General features: G+C 39.0%; 16 protein-coding genes. 1 reads left to right on the forward strand and 15 read right to left on the reverse strand.

Going from position 1 to position 19,054, the window contains the following annotated elements; genetic code table 11:
* Positions 1–318 precede the first annotated feature (318 nt).
* Positions 319–3,087 carry a zinc-dependent metalloprotease gene (locus IQ276_RS19830; protein WP_193913596.1) on the forward strand — a complete coding sequence of 923 codons (2,769 nt, stop codon included), beginning with the start codon at positions 319–321 and terminating at the stop codon, positions 3,085–3,087.
* Positions 3,088–3,135: 48 nt separating this feature from the next.
* Here IQ276_RS19830 and gntT read toward each other — a convergent pair whose 3' ends face one another.
* The 15 genes from gntT to IQ276_RS19900 all read right to left on the reverse strand — a co-directional run bounded on the left by gntT (position 3,136) and on the right by IQ276_RS19900 (position 18,839).
* Positions 3,136–4,500 carry a guanitoxin biosynthesis MATE family efflux transporter GntT gene (gene gntT / locus IQ276_RS19835; RefSeq protein WP_193913598.1) on the reverse strand — a complete coding sequence of 455 codons (1,365 nt, stop codon included), beginning with the start codon at positions 4,498–4,500 and terminating at the stop codon, positions 3,136–3,138.
* Between the two features lie 96 nt (positions 4,501–4,596).
* Entirely contained in the window at positions 4,597–5,028 is a 432-nt protein-coding gene (locus IQ276_RS19840) for a VOC family protein (RefSeq protein ID WP_193913600.1), read from the reverse strand.
* Positions 5,029–5,203: 175 nt separating this feature from the next.
* Positions 5,204–6,352, reverse strand: a complete 1,149-nt coding sequence (gene iolM / locus IQ276_RS19845; RefSeq protein WP_193913602.1) for a scyllo-inosose 3-dehydrogenase — start codon at positions 6,350–6,352, stop codon at positions 5,204–5,206.
* Positions 6,353–6,697: 345 nt separating this feature from the next.
* Entirely contained in the window at positions 6,698–7,585 is an 888-nt protein-coding gene (locus tag IQ276_RS19850; RefSeq protein ID WP_193916964.1) for an alpha/beta fold hydrolase, read from the reverse strand.
* 154 nt (positions 7,586–7,739) lie between these two features.
* A complete protein-coding gene (locus tag IQ276_RS19855) occupies positions 7,740–8,249 on the reverse strand; it encodes a HugZ family pyridoxamine 5'-phosphate oxidase (RefSeq protein ID WP_193916962.1) in 510 nt (169 codons plus the stop codon).
* 174 nt (positions 8,250–8,423) lie between these two features.
* On the reverse strand, positions 8,424–9,554 hold the full coding sequence (locus IQ276_RS19860; RefSeq protein ID WP_190882750.1) for a 3-oxoacyl-ACP synthase III family protein: 1,131 nt from the start codon (positions 9,552–9,554) through the stop codon (positions 8,424–8,426).
* Positions 9,555–9,637: 83 nt separating this feature from the next.
* Positions 9,638–11,392, reverse strand: a complete 1,755-nt coding sequence (locus tag IQ276_RS19865; protein ID WP_190882746.1) for a ScyA-related TPP-binding enzyme — start codon at positions 11,390–11,392, stop codon at positions 9,638–9,640.
* 51 nt (positions 11,393–11,443) lie between these two features.
* On the reverse strand, positions 11,444–12,982 hold the full coding sequence (locus IQ276_RS19870; protein ID WP_190882745.1) for a long-chain-fatty-acid--CoA ligase: 1,539 nt from the start codon (positions 12,980–12,982) through the stop codon (positions 11,444–11,446).
* 138 nt (positions 12,983–13,120) lie between these two features.
* The gene (locus IQ276_RS40265; protein WP_255264340.1) at positions 13,121–13,252 is read right to left on the reverse strand and encodes a hypothetical protein; all 132 of its coding nucleotides are present in this window, start codon (positions 13,250–13,252) and stop codon (positions 13,121–13,123) included.
* A gap of 9 nt (positions 13,253–13,261) precedes the next feature.
* Positions 13,262–13,507 (reverse strand): acyl carrier protein, encoded by a 246-nt coding sequence (locus IQ276_RS19875; RefSeq protein WP_190882744.1) that lies wholly within the window; start codon positions 13,505–13,507, stop codon positions 13,262–13,264.
* Positions 13,508–13,922: 415 nt separating this feature from the next.
* Complete coding sequence (locus IQ276_RS19880) at positions 13,923–15,053, reverse strand: 3-deoxy-7-phosphoheptulonate synthase (RefSeq protein WP_190882743.1); 1,131 nt, start codon at positions 15,051–15,053, stop codon at positions 13,923–13,925.
* A 379-nt stretch (positions 15,054–15,432) separates the two neighbouring features.
* Positions 15,433–15,831: a hypothetical protein gene (locus IQ276_RS19885; RefSeq protein WP_309245599.1), complete on the reverse strand. Its 399-nt coding sequence runs from the start codon at positions 15,829–15,831 to the stop codon at positions 15,433–15,435.
* Between the two features lie 622 nt (positions 15,832–16,453).
* Positions 16,454–17,200, reverse strand: coding sequence for a 4'-phosphopantetheinyl transferase family protein (locus IQ276_RS19890; protein WP_193916960.1), 747 nt, complete (start codon positions 17,198–17,200; stop codon positions 16,454–16,456).
* Positions 17,201–17,467: 267 nt separating this feature from the next.
* The gene (locus IQ276_RS19895) at positions 17,468–17,929 is read right to left on the reverse strand and encodes an acyl carrier protein (protein WP_228043056.1); all 462 of its coding nucleotides are present in this window, start codon (positions 17,927–17,929) and stop codon (positions 17,468–17,470) included.
* A gap of 139 nt (positions 17,930–18,068) precedes the next feature.
* Positions 18,069–18,839 (reverse strand): response regulator transcription factor, encoded by a 771-nt coding sequence (locus IQ276_RS19900; RefSeq protein ID WP_193916958.1) that lies wholly within the window; start codon positions 18,837–18,839, stop codon positions 18,069–18,071.
* Positions 18,840–19,054: the final 215 nt, after the last annotated feature.

Genomic DNA, 19,054 nt, shown 5'->3' on the forward strand with positions numbered 1-19,054 from the left:
CTGATTTTACTAGCGAAACCACATTTACATAACTCATGCTTGAGATTTCTTACCATACCAAATGTAGCACTCAATACAATTTTAGTGTTACATTTGCCCTTAAATACAATATATAGTCTAAAAAAACATGTGTCTTTAGATATAGAAACTATCTATCTTCAGACCTAGATATTTCATGTCTAATTAATTTCTTCTTGAAAACGCATAATTCCTGAAGAATTACTAATAGCAATCAAAAGTCACACTAGTTTTAGGCTATCTACACATTAGTTAACGTTTTGCTCAACACGATAACTGCTTCAGGTGGAAAGCCAAAGGATGAAATACTGGGTCGGGAAATTAGCAATCTTTTTAGTTTTACTGTGGAACTTGTTACTAGTAACGGATTACGCAGGAGCTAATCAACTTGAAAATATTGATGTGCAGTCATTGAATGCGTTCCCAGTAATTGAAAATTTAGCAAGTGCTGACAATAATTTTGACAACAGTAGAAAAGAACATTTTCGTCGATTTAGTGAAATAGTCAAAAGGTCAGATAAACTAGAGGGACTTTTCACACTTTATTGCAGTGATGACTGCGGTAAAATTTACTTAGAAATTAAACCAGAGCAGTTAAATAAAAATTATTTAGCCACAGTAACATTAGAATCTGGCGTTGGCGAAAGTGGAATTTATAGCGGGTTACCACTTGCTGATTTTTTGTTTTATTTCCGACGAATCAACAACAAATTGCATTTTGTTGTTCGGAATGTAAAATTTCGTACAGAAAGTATATCAGAACAGCGATCGCTTGCTCGTTCATTTAGCGATTCAGTTCTTTATTCACTCGACATAGATGGTATTCATCCCTTTAGTAAAAATATTTTAATTGACCTAGATGACTTGCTAATGCAGGATTTTCCAGGATTAACTCTCCTATTAAAATACTCTTTGCAGGCTGATTATCACTTGGACGCAAGCAAGTCTTATTTTGGTGATGTTAACAGCTTCCCCGAAAACATAGAGATTGATTCGATTTACGGTTTTTCCTCACCAGAAGGAGCAAATTTAGTCACCGTACCCGATAGCAGGTCACTTAGTCTCAAGGTACATTACAGTTTTTCACAACTAAGAGAAAACAACGGTTATGTTCCCAGACTTGCCGATGACAGAGTAGGATATTTTATTACTGCCTTCCAAAATTTTTCTCACAATAACCTTGAAGAAGAATTTGTGCGTTACATTAATCGTTGGCATTTAGAACCATCCGATCCTAACGCTTCTTTATCTCCACCCAAAAAACCAATTGTGTTTTGGATTGAAAATGCTGTGCCACTAGAGTATCGAGATGCAATTAGTGAAGGCGTCTTGATGTGGAACAAAGCATTTGAAAAAGCCGGATTCCAAAATGCCATTGAAGTACAACAAATGCCAGATGATGCTGATTGGCAACCAGGAGATGTGCGCTACAACACTATTCGCTGGTTCAATTCTCTGGATGGAGGTTTTGCCAAAGGACCAACCCGCGTCAACCCACTCACCGGAGAAATATTGGATGCAGATATTATGGTGGATGCGAATATGGTGCGCTCAATTCGCCAAACATATCACACCTATGTAGAGTCAAACAACAAGGGATTTGGGAATAAAAACATTACTTTAGCTTCAGAATGTAAAGATAGGGAGTGGGGAAAGGGGGTGACGGGTGGCGGTTTACAGTTGGACGGTGGTAACTCTCAAGGGTTGAGTTCACAAAAGAATTCTGATGTTTGCTATGGTAAGGGGTTTGTAAATCAGGCAACTATGGGGGCACTGGCGTTGTCAATTTTGCAAAACGCGACACCAAGTAGTGAAACCATGCAAGAATATGTGCATCAATATTTGCGTTCTCTCATTGCTCATGAAGTCGGACATACTCTCGGTTTGCGGCATAACTTTCACGGCAGCACTATGTTAGCACCCGAAGAGTTAAATAACACTGAAATTACTCACACTAAAGGTTTAGTGGGTTCGGTGATGGACTATCTACCCGTGAATGTGGCACCACAGGGAGTACAGCAAGGTGACTATTTTCCAGAGATTATTGGCCCTTACGACGAATGGGCAATTGAGTATGGTTATAAAATTAACCCATCGGTAAAAATTGAGCCAATGATTCCAGAAATGGAAAAAACTTTTTTGGAAAAGATTGCCTTGGCCTCGCCTCAACCAGAATTATCTTACGCAACAGATGAAGATATTTCAGACATCAATCCCTTAGCAAATGTTTGGGATATGAGTAATAATGTGCTAGTTTATTCCCAGTGGCAAATGGATAATGCCCGCGTCATGTGGCAGCGCCTTGAAAAAGGTTATTTATCACCAGGAGAAAGTTACAGTAACCTGCGTGTTTTATTCCATAGAGTACTTCTATATTATTTTAGTAACGCTAAATTGCTCTCTCAATATATTGGGGGACAATCGTTTCGGCGTCTCCATGTTGGTGATGATACTTCCTGGGCATTTCTACCAGTTTCACTATTAAAACAACGTCAAGCATTGACTAAATTACAAGAATATGTATTTAGCGAAAATGCTTTTAATTTTTCACCGCAATTATTGAATCAGTTAGCACCATCGCGGTGGCAACATTGGGGTAGTTTTGTACCGAACTACCGCCTTGATTATCCGATTCACGATCGCATTTTGAGTTTCCAAAGCGCTATACTGCGATCGCTATTAGATGGCGATCGCTTAAATCGGTTACAAGATATAGAATTAAAAACCCAGCCTGGGGAAGCACTCACCATTCCAGAATTGTTAGACACCCTGCAAACAAGCATCTGGACAGAAGTTTTAGCCCCTGGGGAATTCCAGCCGATTTCTAGCATCCGGCGTTCATTGCAACAAGAATATCTAAATATTTTGCTAGGGATGATGTTGCATACTACTGATGCCCCTGAAGATGGTCGGACACTGGCGTGGTATGAATTGCGACAACTGCAAAAAGCCATAGATGCCAGACTCAAACAACTCGGTGAAAACATCGATATTTACACCTTAGCCCACTTACAAGTTTCTGGCGATCGCATTACTAAAGCATTAAACGCGCAGTTACTCTCAAACTAATGCCATTTTAGATTTTGGAGTCAAAATTTCTGAATTCTGAATTCTTCTTCAATGATGTTGAATATTTTCAGCAGCAGTAAGATTCTCTGCCGCTAGTTTCAATGTTTTAGGAATTTGAATTCCCTGCACTCCCGCTCTAGTCACCATGAATAAAGACATCGCCAACCATAACAGATGAACATTCTGCAACTTCCAAGCAAAGGCTGCTGTAGGAATAAACACTAACCCAGTTGCGATAAAAGCCGCATTTCGGAGTATTAATCTTTCTGCCAAACCAAAGAAGTAAGCTTCAATTGAAACGACAAACGCATACAGACCCAACACACTCATTAGCCAAGGAACATAGGGATCGACTTGGGTCGTAATTTCTGTGTGATTTGTGAGTAGCCCAAATACCGTCTGAGGAAAAAGGATGCAGGTAAGGGCAATGCCGACTGCAAATATCAGACATACACTTACAGAAACGCTCAACATCGGTATCATCTTCTCTTTTTCGTTTGTGCCATGAAAGTTACCTGTCAAGGTTTCTGTCGCATAAGACAAGCCATTGAGTATTTGAATTCCCAGCGTCATCACTTCAATCACCAAGACATTTTCCGCAAAGGCGATCGTTCCTATGGAGGCGAACAGATTGGTAAAAGCTGAGAAGGTAAAGCCAATCGCAAGCGTCCGCACAAAAAGATCCCGTCCCAGGACGATGGTATCATTCCAGGCAGATTTGTCCCAAAGCTGAGGCGCGAGGGCGCGGATCTCTGTCCACTGGATTTCACTCTTCACCCAAATTAGTGCCAACACCATCATCAGATATTGGCTCAAAGCTTGTGCGAGGCCTGCTCCTTTGCTGTCTAAACCCGCTCGCACAATAATGTAGTAACTCAAAACGATGTTGACAAGGTTACCAAAAACTGACAGAGCTAAGACTTTCCCGCTTTGTTCGCGTCCCATCAGCCAACCGAGTAACACCATATTGACTAGAACCGCAGGCATACCCCAAATCCGCATATTGAAGTAGTCCACCCCTGCCGCTTTCACATTTGGAGCATTGTTCAAGACAATAAACCCCAACTCTCGCAGTGGGTATTGCAGGAGCAAGACAGCAAGCCCGAAGCCCAACGCAATTAAAACGTTGCGTAGGCCTATCAGCAGCACTGACTCTCGGTCGTTTCTTCCAGTCGCTTGGGCAGTTGTTCCAGTAACAGATAGACGCAAAAAATTGAATGTTCGATAAAGGTAATTAAATACAACTGTCGCCAGTGCAACTCCAGCTAAATGATCGAACTCTTGCAAGTGTCCCAAAAAGGAAACGCTCACCATTCCAGAGAGCGGTACCATCAAATTGGAGAGCATATTAGCGATCGCCAATTTCACATAGCGAAGAATCCATCGGTCTTGTAAATCACTATTTACTAACATTCAAATTATTGGATTAGTTGCAGGAAAGTGAGTAGCAAGGTTTTTCATCAAGTACTCACTCAACTAGAGAACCCTGACTGAAGATTAATCCAGCGCTCAAACTCGCTCTTCTATTTTCGTATAGTCAAAATCTCCAAAAATTGCTTCAGGGTGATGATAATGTTTAAACTCGATAAAGTTATAAAAGGGGTCTTCTATAAAGAAGGTGTCATGTTCTATAAAAGAATCAGGAAAACGTAACCTTGGTTTTTCTCTAAAAGTAAGTTCTTGCTGCTGCGCTCTTTTTAGTACATCTTCCCAATCAGATTTTGAGGTGAAAATAATTCCATAATGCCTGGGGTAGATGTTGGGTTGAGGTACAAGAATTTCTTTCGTCAAATAAGCAACAAATTGATGACCGTGGAGATTGAAAATTAAAAGTTGATGGTTTTCTCGACCAGGAATGCAACCCAGGCGATCGACGTAGTATGTTTTTGCCAGAGCCAGGTCTGTCACAGGAAAGGTAACATGAAATAAAGTTTGGTTCATTGCTTAAAACTACTTTCCAAAATACAAGGTAATTAATTATTGACCGTGCCGATTTTAGATTTTAGATTATTTAGGTACTCCTGCGAAAAAGCAAGCTACATGCACTGCCACATTAAGGCGGAACAAATCCTTTTCTTTCATCTAAAATTTAAAATCTGACGCTTTTATGCTTCTCTTATACAGAGTGCATATCAATTAGTATTTTCCCATTTTTTCTGGAACGCGAAAACTCTAAAACATTTAATATGTCTCTAAAGGGAAAAGATGAAGTTACAAGATTTTCAACTCCTAAAAGTTTTCCCTTGTGAATCATAGTGATGACGTTATTGAATATACCATACCCAGAATGTCCACGAGAACCTACTATTGTATGTGCGCCACTTACAAGACTATTCAAGTCTATAAATGCTTCTGACTCTGCCCTACCTAAATAAATAATTTTTCCTCTTTTGGCAATATTTCTTTGCATCATTGGGATAGTGTGTTTAGCTGCTCCTGCGGCTTCAACTTGGATATCGACTCCCCAACCTCCAGTAATTTCTTGAACTACTTCAGAAAAATCTTTTGTAGTCGCTATATTGTAAACGTAATCAGCTCCCATTAATTTCGCAATCTGGAGTCTTTCTTCAATAGAATCGACTGCTATTACTATGGCTGCACCTGCTGCTTTCAGCAACATGACAGCGCCTAGCCCAATTGCTCCTACGCCATAAACTATGGCAAATGCACCAGGTAATAAACCACCTCCTGATATAAAGATACCGTTATAAGCACAACCAATAGGTTCTATTAAAGTACCTATTTTATAAATCTCTTCAATGGAATATCTTTCTTGCAAGTGATTAAGTTTCCAACAATAATTTGCTTTCAGAGTTAGATATTCAGCAAAGCCACCATCGATTGTTAATCCCAACAGTTCGACATTTTCACATTGATTGGGCATTCCTGTGCGACAAGCTGTGCAGTGTCCACACCACAAAATGCTCTCCGTAGTGATAATATCACCCGGAAAAAATCCTTTAACTTCTTTACCGACTTCGACTACTTCACCTGAAAGCTCATGTCCTAAAACGATGGGTAATTTGGTAGGACCAGAAAATCGAATATATCCTTCTGGATCTGTCTCATAAACATGAAGGTCTGAGCCACATATACCACAATATTTTACTCTTACTAGAAGCTCATCAGGTCTAGGAGCAGGAAGTGTTTTATCAATAATACTAAACTGTGGATCTTTCCATGCAAGGCTCCCTGAAACAGCTAAATTTTTGTTCAAATTTTGTTTTTTTGGTGTCCATGTTGCTTCAGCGAGTAATGCTTTCATTAAGTAATCTCCAGCTATTTATAAATTATTAAAATGAGTTCATAGTGATTATTAGAGGTTGTTTATTAAGTTGTTTTAAATACTCGGATTATCGTATCATAAATTTGATAATCCCACAGTTAAAACCTAAATGCAAGGATACTTAAGATAAGTTAATTAGATAGTTAAAAATTGGTTAAATTTGACCAACTTAGAAGTTTCTAGCGATCGCATTACTCAAGCATTAAACGCAGAGTTAGTCATTAGTCATTAGTCATTGGTTATTTCTCCCCCTGCCTCCCCTGCCTCCCCTGCCTCCCCTGCCCCCTCATCTCCCTCATCTCCCTCATCTTCCCCAATCCCCAGCTACCCAAGATATCGCTGCAACAAACCAATGACAACTTCTGGTACTTCTAAATGAGGTAAGACTCCGGCATCTGCGATCGTATAAAACTTTTGAATTGCATTTGTATTTAAATTTGCCAATCGTCGTCCTAATTTGATGTTAGTAAATTGTGCTTTTTCTCCCCAAAACATTACCGTGGAAATTGTTAGTTGTTGAATATATAAACTCAAATCAAAATAAAGGTCACCCCGCAAAAATGCCAAAGCGGCAAATTTGGCATTAGGTTGTTGTGCAGAAGTTAAATAAGCTTCTACCATTTCTTGGGATACTCGTTGTGATTTGGCAAAGAGAAAACTTTCTAAAAAGTTTCGGACGGCAATTTCATTTTCTGCACCAAGAATATAAATAAAATCGTCTAGCAGAGGTGTATTAATTACCGAAAGCGGAAGTCTGCGCCCGGCACCCTGTCCAAAGTCATCAAATCCAGAAGGACACACCAAAAATAATCTTTGGAATAAATTGGGTTGGGTAATAGCTAGGCGGATAGCAAAAGCGGCTGTAAGGGACGAAGCGACTACTGTGACTGGCTGGTGGCAGGTTTGGATGATAAATTCGGCGATCGCACCCAGATAATCCCTAATTTGGTAATCTCTGACTGGATGAGCCGATTCTCCCCAACCGATTAAATCAGGCGCTAAAATTTGGTAATTTGAGGCAAAAGCTGGGTAAACTTTAGACCATTCATATGCAGATGCGCCACCACCAAAGTTATGCAAAAACAGAAGTGGGCGTAAATTTTCAATGTCAGAAATTGCCCAAGGTGCATTCGTTTGGGTATAGTAAACCATTGCCCCCAAGGATGTATGGATTACTTTATGTCCAAAGCCAGGAGGTTGAAACTTAAGCATAAAATTAAAAAATTTAGTTTAATTGAATCGTTCATAATTCCTAATTCATAACTCAATACAGTTCAGTTAAGCTTTTTTCTCTCCCCCTGCTTCCCCTGCCTGCCTTAACAGATAAATTTACTTAACCCAAGCGTATTGATTCATAACTTCTAATTCATCCTTGGTTTTGGTTACTATCTGGTGTGACTTGAACAAGTTGATAAAGGTTATCACCACTAATATTATAAATTGCCCCAAAACCTATTACGAAACGACCTTCACGGGGAGTTAGCTGGAAAATCCGAAAATCAGACAAGCCGCGTAAAACTTCTATAATTTGACCAAATCGCCCTTGAAATTGGTCAACAATTTGATTCCATTTGTCAGTTTCCCGCTCTATCAAAGTTGCCGTACAATCAAAACTCAAACGGCTACGACCAAAAATTTGGTTACTCTTGGCTTCATCCTCAATAAACAAAACACTAACATGAGGATTGGCATAAAGATTTGTGGTATGAGTTGCAAGACCACTGACATAAATGTAGATATTCTTGGCGTCATCCATCACAAAGGGAGCATAACTAGCATTAGGTATTCCCTCTGCGCTAACAGTGCTAATAATTATACTTTCAAATTGCTCAGGAAACTTTTCGTACTCAGCTTGAATGTTTTCTACTTGACTCATAAGTAAATTACCGTTTAATGAGTAACAATTGATTCTGTATTCTAACGCGCTTGAGTTATGTCTACGACGGACTACGCCTAAACATTTGGCTTAATTGTAGCTATTCCTAAAGTTGTAGGGGCAATTCATGAATTGCCCCTACCTGAAATGCTAAAAATAGTTGTAAAACATCCTCTAACTCACCAAACAAGCCTCTTCAATTAGATTATCTCTGGTTCTAGACCTACCTGCCGGACTTAGAGCAACATTGCCCCAACGCATTACAGTTGCAGCAGCATTAGATACTGAACCAATGGAGTATACAAGAACCAAATCATTTTCCTGAATCTTGCCTAATTGTGCGCCGTGGTAAAGATTAGCGATGGGTAGCATTGGTCCGATATTGGCATATTGGGGATAAAGGTCAATTGTCCTTTCTGGGTGGATGCCCAGTGCTTCGATGCAGAGGCGGGAATACCAAGCAGTGGGTGTATTAAAAGCAAAAAATTGAATTTCATCTAGGGTAACATCAGCGGTAGCGATCGCACCCAAGCAGCACTCACGCAAATAATCCACAGCAGTCTCACTCAGTACTTTGTTCGTGTGCTTAGCTGCCCGAATTAACATCCTTGGCTTGCCCTCAGCATCCGTGGTTAATTCATTATAAAAGGTATCACAAGTTGCACATGTGTTCACAATTTTGGTGCTAATAATTCCCTGATTTTGTTTCAGCGCCCCAACCACAAAGGCTCCAGCACCATCACCGAAAAACCATGAGAGAGTATCATTTTCGTCAGTAAAGCGAGAGTAAGTGCAAGAAACTACCACCAATACATTGCGATACTCTCCAGTTCGCACCAGCGCAGTGGCATTTTGCAAGGCAACCATAGCATTAGAACAGGTAGAATCAAGATTCCAAGCCGCACCGCGCACACCAAGTTTAGCAGCAAGGAAAGCCGCATTGCCAGGTAGAAGATTTTCCGGCCAAAGTGAAGCAACAATCATCAAATCCACCTCTTCAGGATACAGATTTGCCGCTGCTAAAGCCTCCCTTGCTGCACCATACTCAAGCGTCAGTGATGACTCTTGTGGACCCAATATTCTGCGCTCAACAGTACCACGGAAAGGGTCTTTGAGATACGGTGACATTTCCAGTTCAAACTGATTGCTGGGGGTGGAATCAGCAGGCGAAAATACCTTTGATAGACTTTTTTGCTCAGCTTTTGCAACTAAATCAGGGTAATTCTTTCGCCAATAATCATTAGTACGAATCACACTAGGAAAGTTAACTGCAATTGAACGAATTCCTACTGGTGGATAAATCATCATAAATCTCCTGAAAAAGGGAATGGGGAGTGGGGAAGCGGGGACAGAGAGAATAACTAATGACCAATGACAAATGACAAATATTACTGAAAAATAAGACTGTCAATCCTACTACCTATCGGTGCTGGACGAGTCGGATCGATAATCACATCAACAACAAATGGAATACTCAAAGTTAGTGCTTTTTCTAAAGCCGCTTCCACATCAGACTCTTTGTTTACACGAATACCATCGCCTCCCATAGCACGGGCAATCATCACAAAATCTGGGCTGGGAATCTCTGCATCTATACCGTGGAATCCTTCCATGTTCATACCTTGGTCGCACATGTTGTAACGTCCATCATTGAGTACAACCCAGACAACAGGAATTTTGTGTTTGACAGCAGTACTGATTTCGTTGTTCATTAACATGGCACCATCGCCGAGAATGGCTACAGCCTTACGATTTCGTACCAGTGCGGCACCCAAGATGCCCGTACCAGCATGTCCCATTGAACCAAACCCAGTACTTACACGGTAACGTCCTGGCGCAGCAAATCGCAGCATATTTGTTCCCCAAGCAAAGGAGTTACCAGCCTCGGTGATAATTATTGCGTCGCTGTTCTCAACAATTACTCTTTGAATAGCATCCATCAAAAATTCAGGGCGCACCTGATCCTCCACATGGGGCTTGATTACCTGACGTTCAGCATGAGGTAGGGCTAACATTGTTGACGGACGAGAGATTTCTGGAAAATACTTCAGTATCGACCTGACAAAAGCTCCGATATCAGACTGAACGGAGAATGTCTCGGCACATGGATAAGCAGTCCCCGGTACTTCTGGGTCAATATCCACATGGACAAACCCACCTGAAGGAACCATGACTGGGTTCCAAAATGAAGTAAATTCACCTAATTTAGTTCCTAAAACCAGTACCCGTAAAGGGCGCTGTTCTTGCATATACCTTAAAACAGAGCTTTGTCCGCCGAAGCCAGTCACACCAACAAACTGAGGATGATCCTCAGGAAATATACCCTTACCACGGGGCGATGACATCACCGCCGCTCCTGTTCTCTCGGCAAGTTGGAAAATTTCTAAAGCTGCATCTCTAGCACCGAAACCGACCCAAATGGCAAACGGTGCTTCACACAGCAGTTGTAAACATTTGCTAATAGCATCTTCCCCAACAGTTACCAAAGTTGGCGAGAAATTCACATGGGGTAATGGTGTTGTGAGCAAACTTGTCTGGATCGTTCTCGGAATACTAACATGAGCGACAAAGCCACCTAATTTTCCTACACCTAGTGCCAGCCTGCGAGCAATTTCTGGAAATTCCGAACTGGATTCAACGGTGGTCGCATAATGGAATAATGTGCCCGAAGTAAAAATGCCTGTATTAGACATTGTGTACTGACTAGTTTCTTGAAAAGCCCAACGTCCGCGTTGGTTTGCAGAAGTGGAAGGAGATACGAAAATAATTTTTGCTCCTTCCCAACGAGCAGCAAACAGCCCAGTCAGAGCGTTAGTAATACCTGGCCCAGTTGTGCTAAATACTACGACAGGATGTCCGCTAGCAAAGTACGACTCAATAGCTGCAAATACTGCTCCAGTTTCATGACGAAATTGCAGCACCTCGATTGAGCTTTGCTCTAGGCTAGCTATAAAAGGTGTGATTCCGCCTCCGAACAGCCCAAAAGCATAGCGGACTCCCAAATTTTCCAGCGTCTTCACCAAAGCTGCTGCAACAGTTAAATTACTTGTCTGTTCAATTGAGAATATATTAGGTTGGATAGCAGTATTTATCTGCGACTTATCCAATGAATTTAAGGTTTTGGTAATAGTTTCTATGTTCACGATCGCCTACTCTAATTTTACAAAAAAAGATGATGTAGATAAAATAAACTCCTAACTCCTAACTCCTAATTCTTGCCTTTTTTCAGCAAAATTAGATATGGATTCCTGAGATAAAACTCGCTTTAGTACTTTACCAGTCGAGTTTTTTGGAATTGAATTCACAAAATTAATCACACGTGGAACTTTATAAGCTGCCATTTTCTCATAACAAAAATCAATGATTTGTTGTTCTGTGATTGTGTGACCAGTTTTTGGGATAATATTTGCTTTGACAGTCTCGTTTTTAAGAGGATCGGGTACGCCATAGACAGCTACTTCGGCTACTCCTGGATGTTGATAAATCACATTTTCAATTTCTGTCGGATATACCTTAAATCCAGAAACAACGATCATGTCTTTTAAACGGTCAACAATGTAGAAAAAACCGTCTTCATCCATCCGACCAATGTCACCAGTATGTAACCAGCCGTTTTTCAGAACTTCGGCAGTTTCAAAAGGGCGATTCCAATAACCAAGCATAACGTTGGAACCCTTGATAACTATCTCACCCAACTCGCCTATTTTTACCTGATTATCATCACCATCGACAATCTTCATTTCCACATTGGCAATGGGTGTGCCAACACTACCTAGCTTATATTTCAAGTTATGGTTATAAGTGGCAAATGGTGATGTTTCAGTTAGACCATACCCTTCGTGAATCACGAGTCCATATTTTGTGTACCAATTCTCTGCTACTTGTAATGGCATGGGTGCTGCTGCTGAAAAGTAATAGCGGATATTTTTTAAGTTGTAGTTAGAAGTATCCATATTCAGCAGTTTGATGAATACTGTCGGCACTCCAAATAACATTGTTACTTGATGTGTAGTGATAGTTTTTAGGACTTGTTCTGGGTCAAAACGACGTTGTAAAATGATAGTTGAACAAGCAGAAATGCCAGCATTCATAATCGCATTTTGTCCAAAACAATGGGATAAAGGTAGGAAAAGTAATAAGCGATCGCTCTTTTGAATGCGGTAACAACAATTAGCACCGTAGCTATTAAAAATAACATTGCCATGAGAAAGTGTAGCACCTTTAGGAAAGCCTGTAGTCCCTGATGTATAAAGGATACTTGCAGGAGCATCGTGAGTCATTTCAACTGCCCGTGCTTCAGGAGAGAACTTTGCCATCAATTGTGTTAAACTAATATTATTGTTGGCTCTACCTTCTGCAATTAAAATGTGTTGTAACTCAGGTAAATCTGCCTCTTGAATATACTCAGTTTGTGGCTCTGTTGTAATAATTGCTTTAGCAGCACAATCATTGAGAATATATCTGACTTCATCAGTTTTGAGCATGACGTTGATTGAAACCACAACCGCGCCAATTTTCAAAATGCCAAGATAAGAAATTACAAATTCTGGAATATTTGGCAAAAACAAAACTACACGATCTCTACGCCTAATACCCAAACTGCGTAAACCGTTAGCAACACGGTTTACCATCTCATCAAGGTCTTTATAAGTCAAACATTGTTCTTCAAAGATTAGGGCTGGTTTGTTGGGGAAAAGGTAGCAAGCAAGCTCAAGATTTTGTGCGATATTCATTCTTAAACCTCCTCAATGTATTAATTCGTAGTTTGTAATTAAAAAAATTTTTGGCGTTGCTGATTGTAAAGCATGAATTAGTCTCACACAAAGAGTCAAAGAATCGTTGTTTACTTATGTCGATAAAGGAAGGGCGTGTCATATTTGCTGAAATATAGCCTTGGCTATTGATATTTGATTAAATTGCTCAGGGTGGGTAGGAAAGCCATCGGCTAGGGAATTTCCATAGAAGCTCAAAAGTTTGGCTCGCCGTATATGTTTGCTAATCATAAGTAAAATTCAAATAAAAATTTTTTGATCTATGTAATTAACAATTTGTTCTATTGTTACAAGTTGCTTTGCTTCCCGATAAGGAATTCTTGTATTGAAAGTATCCTCTAGTTTTTGGAACATTGCTATCAAGTCTAAGTAATCTGCTCCTAAATCTTGAGTAAGATTAACCTCTGGTGTGATTTTTTGTTGTTCATTTGCAAGTTCTGCTGCGACGATAAATTGGACTTGATTAAAGATATCTTGTTGGGTCATAAATAACCTATTGTGTTTGGTACTTAAAAAAAATATTCAAGATTTTCTTGAATCACAACATTTATAATGTAAGTCTAATCAAATATAGTTTCAATGGATTTTTGTTTGAAAATAAAGGAAAATCATTCGGTGTATTGATGTAATAATGAGCCGATAAAAATACATTTCATATGATTTATAAATCATGAGTTTTTGTGTAAAAAATAGCAGATATTTACTTCATTAAAAAAGCCCCCCTAATAAAGGGGGGGAGGGTCTTTGAAAGAGAAATCTGTTAACTTAACAGTATTACGTAAAGTGGGCAGTGCCTTTTATGAGTTATGACATTGGAAGGAAGCGTTTAGCATTATTGCCCACCATACATTACTGAAGATTTTTCACCAATGATTTAGGATTGCCAATATGTGGTCAACAGCTATCCTACAGTTGTCAATACGTTTCGGACAGGAACTCCAGATACAAACATTCCACAACTGGATAGTGTGATATTTCTATCTGTGCTTAATTTTTGATGAGCAGATAGAATAATTTCTTCTGTTTCTTCCCAACCAATACATTTGTCTGTGACAGAAACACCATACTTCAATTCATTCAAATCTATAGGAATTTTCTGATTTCCCTCATACAGATTTGACTCAATCATCATACCAATAATTGATCTATTCCCATCTACAATTTGCTGAATAATATTGTTAAAAACTGTAGCCTGGAGCTTGTGATCCTTATAACAATTTCCATGACTACAGTCAATGACAATTCTTTGCAGTAATTTGAGTTCCTCTAGCTTCTTCTCTAACCAAGCTACAGTAGCTGTATCAAAATTCGATTTACCACCACCTCCACGTAAAATTATATGACCATACAGATTTCCCTTGGCTTGAAAAGTAGAGATTTGACCCCTTTGATCAATTCCTAAAAAATGATGGAGTTTATTAGCTGATTGAATAGCGTCAATAGCAACTTGGATATTTCCATCAGTACCATTTTTAAAACCAACTGGCATAGATAAGCCACTTGCCATTTCACGATGAGTTTGAGATTCAATAGTGCGAGCGCCAATTGCAGCCCAAGAAATCAAATCAGAAAAATATTGAGGTGTTACAGGATCTAAGGTTTCTGTGGCAGCCGGTAATCCTAATTCAGCAATTTTGAGTAGCAAATTCCGTGCCATGAATAATCCTTTCTCAATATTAAACGAATCATTCAAATCTGGGTCATTAATCAATCCTTTCCAACCTACAGTAGTTCTCGGTTTTTCAAAGTAAACCCTCATGACAATCAAAAATTTATCTTGAACTGCGTCCGCGAGACGTTTCAATTTTTCTGCATATTCCAAAGCAGCATTGAAATCATGAATGGAACAGGGACCAACAATAATCAACTTCCGAGAGTTTTTTCCATCAAGAATATCTTTTATAGCTTGCCTCCCTTGCAATACGGTTTTCGCAGCCAGATTATTTATAGGCAATTTCTCCTTTATCTCTATTGGTGTTATTAAAACCGTTGAAGATTCGATATTAGTATTAAGTAATTTGCTAATTTCCATAATCCTGTTACTCCAAGTTTGAAATTTGACTCAAAAAATTGTGTGCTACTGCTGAGGTAGTCAAACTTTGCCTCTCTGTCGTTATCAGTCACGAGTTGTTTTGACTGAAAATTGGTGAATATTGACTGATTGAAGTGGTTAGCTGGAGTTAGGGTTTAAATCCCTAACCCAAGACCTTGATAACTGTTTACTGTTCATTTTTGACTTATTGAAAAAATCATAGATGGAATGAACAGTATATTCACACAATTCATCGATTTTATAACTTCAATATCTTCCGAATAAAAGCAGGGTAAAGCTGAGACAATATTGATGAACAATATAATTGCTTTGTTGTTGATTTACCCAAAAAAGATATCTGGAATTATTGTGGTTGATGCTACTTCTGTGATGATATCTTAAATGCGGGCTTACCATCTTCTAAAGTTAGAAGAAGATAACAATTACCAAATGTATCATCATTCCAACGATGGACTGGAATACCAGAACAGTCTAAAGATTCTGTCATAATTTTTGGCAAATCTTGTAACGTAATGTTTTTGACTGAATGCAATGATGAAATAGCTTCTGCAAGTATCAGAACTGAGCCAATTTCACTTAAACGTCTACTTGCTAGTGAAATAGTATTACCATGCTGAAGCTCATTCAACTCGAACTCGGATACATTTAATCCAAGAAGATTGAAGCCCTTCTTAATTTCAGGAGTTCCTATTTGAGTAGATACAGACTTAATTGGACTTGCAGTTGATGTAGACATAAATTTTGAAGCTGTTGTCATGATGTAGTTGTTAGCGGTTAATTGAACAAGAATACAAAATTCAGAATTACAAATTCAAAATCAATTAGTGGCGGGTTTGAATCCGTCACTCTCTTAGAAAGTTTTCATCCGAGGTTTACCTGGCTCAGATTTTGCGCTCATTAAAGACCACTAAATCATCCCTTGCACGTCTCTGAAAGGGAAGATTTATTGGGGGTCTTAAACCCTTGATTCAGACGCGACGCTCAAATACTCGCTAACGCGGGCACGGCAAATCGCTGCTCTATCGGCCAGTCATACAAAATTAATTCTGAATTATGGCTTTGAATAAGTTGCTGACTTGGTTTTTATTTCTAAATCTTGAATAAAATTTAGGGTATATCACATGTAAATACAAGGCAAAATATTTCGCTAATCAGGGACATATATCAGGTTTTAGGGATTACCAAGAAATAAATTATCCAATATTGTGGGGTGGGCGCCCACCTTTAGCTACGGCTGGATGCCCATCCCACAAGAAGTAGTTGAGTATTTTTTTATTTGGAAGTCCGTTATAACTTGGGAGTTGAGAGTTAGGAGTCAATAGTTAAGAGTTAGTTGTCCTATTCCTCGCGTCCCCGCCTCTCCTCCTTCCTGGGTTTGTTTATTCCCATTGCCAGCATTTCAGATGCCAATCACGTCCTTCTACAGCTAAAGCCCCTACATAGCTGAAAGCAGGTATAAATGCTTGCAGAGACCAACGAATGACCGTGGAGCGATCGCCATTAATACTGTAAAGTTGAACTGGTTCATTAGAAGATAATGAAACATCTAATTGATCCATCGGAAAAACTAGTCCTTGTCCAGTAGCTTTTAGATAAGCTTCTTTCCGAGTCCAACAATTAAAAAATGCTCCTAATTTCTCATCCTGTGGTAGTTGACGAAAGACTTCTTTCTCTCTATCTGAAAAACATCGTTCAGCAACTTGTTCAAAGTCCGAAATAGGGCGCATATATTCAATATCAACACCTATTTCACGTTGACGCGTTACGGCATACAAAACAAGTTCATGGGAGTGAGATAAATTAAAACTCAATGTATTCCCACCAGATGCTTCTGCTAAAACTGGTTTACCATGCGAACCATAACAAAACTCCAATTGACTGGCATTAGTGCCTAAGTAAGAGCCTAAAATTGTACGCAGTAACCCACGTCCAACAATATAACGTTTTTTATCTCGCTCTAAATAAAAACGCTCAGATCGGGTAAGTTCGTCTTGTGAAAGTAATTGTGCTAAGGTCTGAACACGAGATGTCGATTGGTTAAGGAAAGTACACCAAACATGAACATCTTCGCCTAATACTGACCAGTTTGTTGGTGGAGGAAGCCAAAGAGAATCAACAGCAATCATAAAAAGTAGCCCTGGTGGTTCTATAGGAATGTATGTAAGGATTTAGAATTCAGAATTCAGAATTCAGAATAGTTTGATATCTCAGGTTAATAATCAGCAATAAAATCAACAAGCTTTAACACATTTGATTTTATAATTCTTCTGGATTCTGACTTCTGACTCTCGAATTTGAAAGACAATGAAGTACACAACCTCAGTCTCAAAGCCAAGTATAAAGCTTATTTTGCTTCTGACTTCTGAATTCTGAATTCTGAATTCTGGTATAGTTTAGCGGATACACTCAACTTCCTGGGCTAAATGTTGGGCTAATGTCTGAACTGTAGGATACTCATAAACCAATTCTATAGAAAGGCGACGATCAAGCCAAACTTCTATGGCATGTGTCAGACGTAACGCTTCTAGAGAAGTTATACCGTAATATTCAAAAGGTAGATGAATGTTAATTTCACTATGATTTACTAACAGCAATTTAGAAAGATAAAAAACCAACCAGCCTTGAATAACTTCTTCTGTCTGAAATAGTTTTGTAGAAGGCAATGTTTGACGAGAAGCTGCTTTTAGTTGCATTGGAGAATTCTTCTTATATGAAAATGTTGCGTTGTTCTTCGTGTTGCCAAAATTTTGCATCCATTCAAGAAGTGCATTTTGATTTTCTGTCAAAAACTGCACTAATCCAGTATTCATGAAAGCATTACTTGTAGATGTCATGTGTGTTTCTATTCCTTTCATAATTGACATAATCTCCTTGTAACCTTCATACGTTATAATCAGAAAAACGCTACACTCACCATGATTTTTTTCTAGAAAAAAGCTACTATCTACTTAGTTAGACATATTTGTAATTAGCACCATAATTGTCAAAAATGAACTATAAAGAAGATGCATTTCTCCATTCTTTTGGAGGTAGTTTATGGATCTGGCGAAATGAGCGGATGAAATAACCTGCATCCAGATATCCCACTTTAGTTGCAATTTGATTGACGGATTCATCAGTATTGAGCAACAAAGAACGAGCTTGTGTCATCCGACGTTCAACAATCCAGTCGTGTACTGTTCGCTTAGTTTGACGTTTCACTAAATGTGTTAAGTAAGCGTTAGAGTATCCTGCTGCTTGAGCAACATCAGAAAGACTGATTTGTTGATGGTAATTATCTTCAATAAACTGGAAAACTTTACTCAGTCTAGAGCTAGTGGGATAAAAACTTGTAGTCTCGGTAGATTGTGATTCTTTAGCTAAGTTTTGTTGGTTAAGATACCACTGCTTGAGAGTTTTTTGTTTCTCCAATCGAGCAGCGATCGCTCCTACTAATTCTTCCACCGAACAAGGTTTAGTGAGATAATCATCTGCTCCTAAATTCATCCCTTTACGCAGTTCAGCTTTGGTAAGTTTGACAGTGAGAAAAATAAAAGGAATAATCGCTGTCATCGGATTTTGGCGTAGTTTATTCAGAACACCATAACCATCAAGTTCTGGCATTTGAATATCGCAAAGTACTAAATCCGGTGAGTATTCCTCTGCTCGTTGAATACCAACCGTGCCATTCTCAGCAGCAATAGTATAAAAACCTTTAGATTTCAGGGAATTGACAAAAAGGTTCCGGGTTTGTGTCTCATCTTCAATGACTAAGATATTTTGCATGATTTCTCCTGTTAACGATTTACAATTAGTTGTAAGCAAAGTAAATACATCTAATATCTCTCAATGTTTTTTCAAAAGAGGGATGACGAAGCTAGTAAAAGCTTATCTACTACAGGAACCACATTCATTCGCAAACCTTGTTATTTATAGATTCCCAAATCTAGAGGATTTTCACCAGTCAATATCTAAAATTTAAGCATCAATTTAACAAATAA

It is taken from the genome of Desmonostoc muscorum LEGE 12446 (assembly GCF_015207005.2).
GTDB lineage: Bacteria > Cyanobacteriota > Cyanobacteriia > Cyanobacteriales > Nostocaceae > Nostoc > Nostoc muscorum.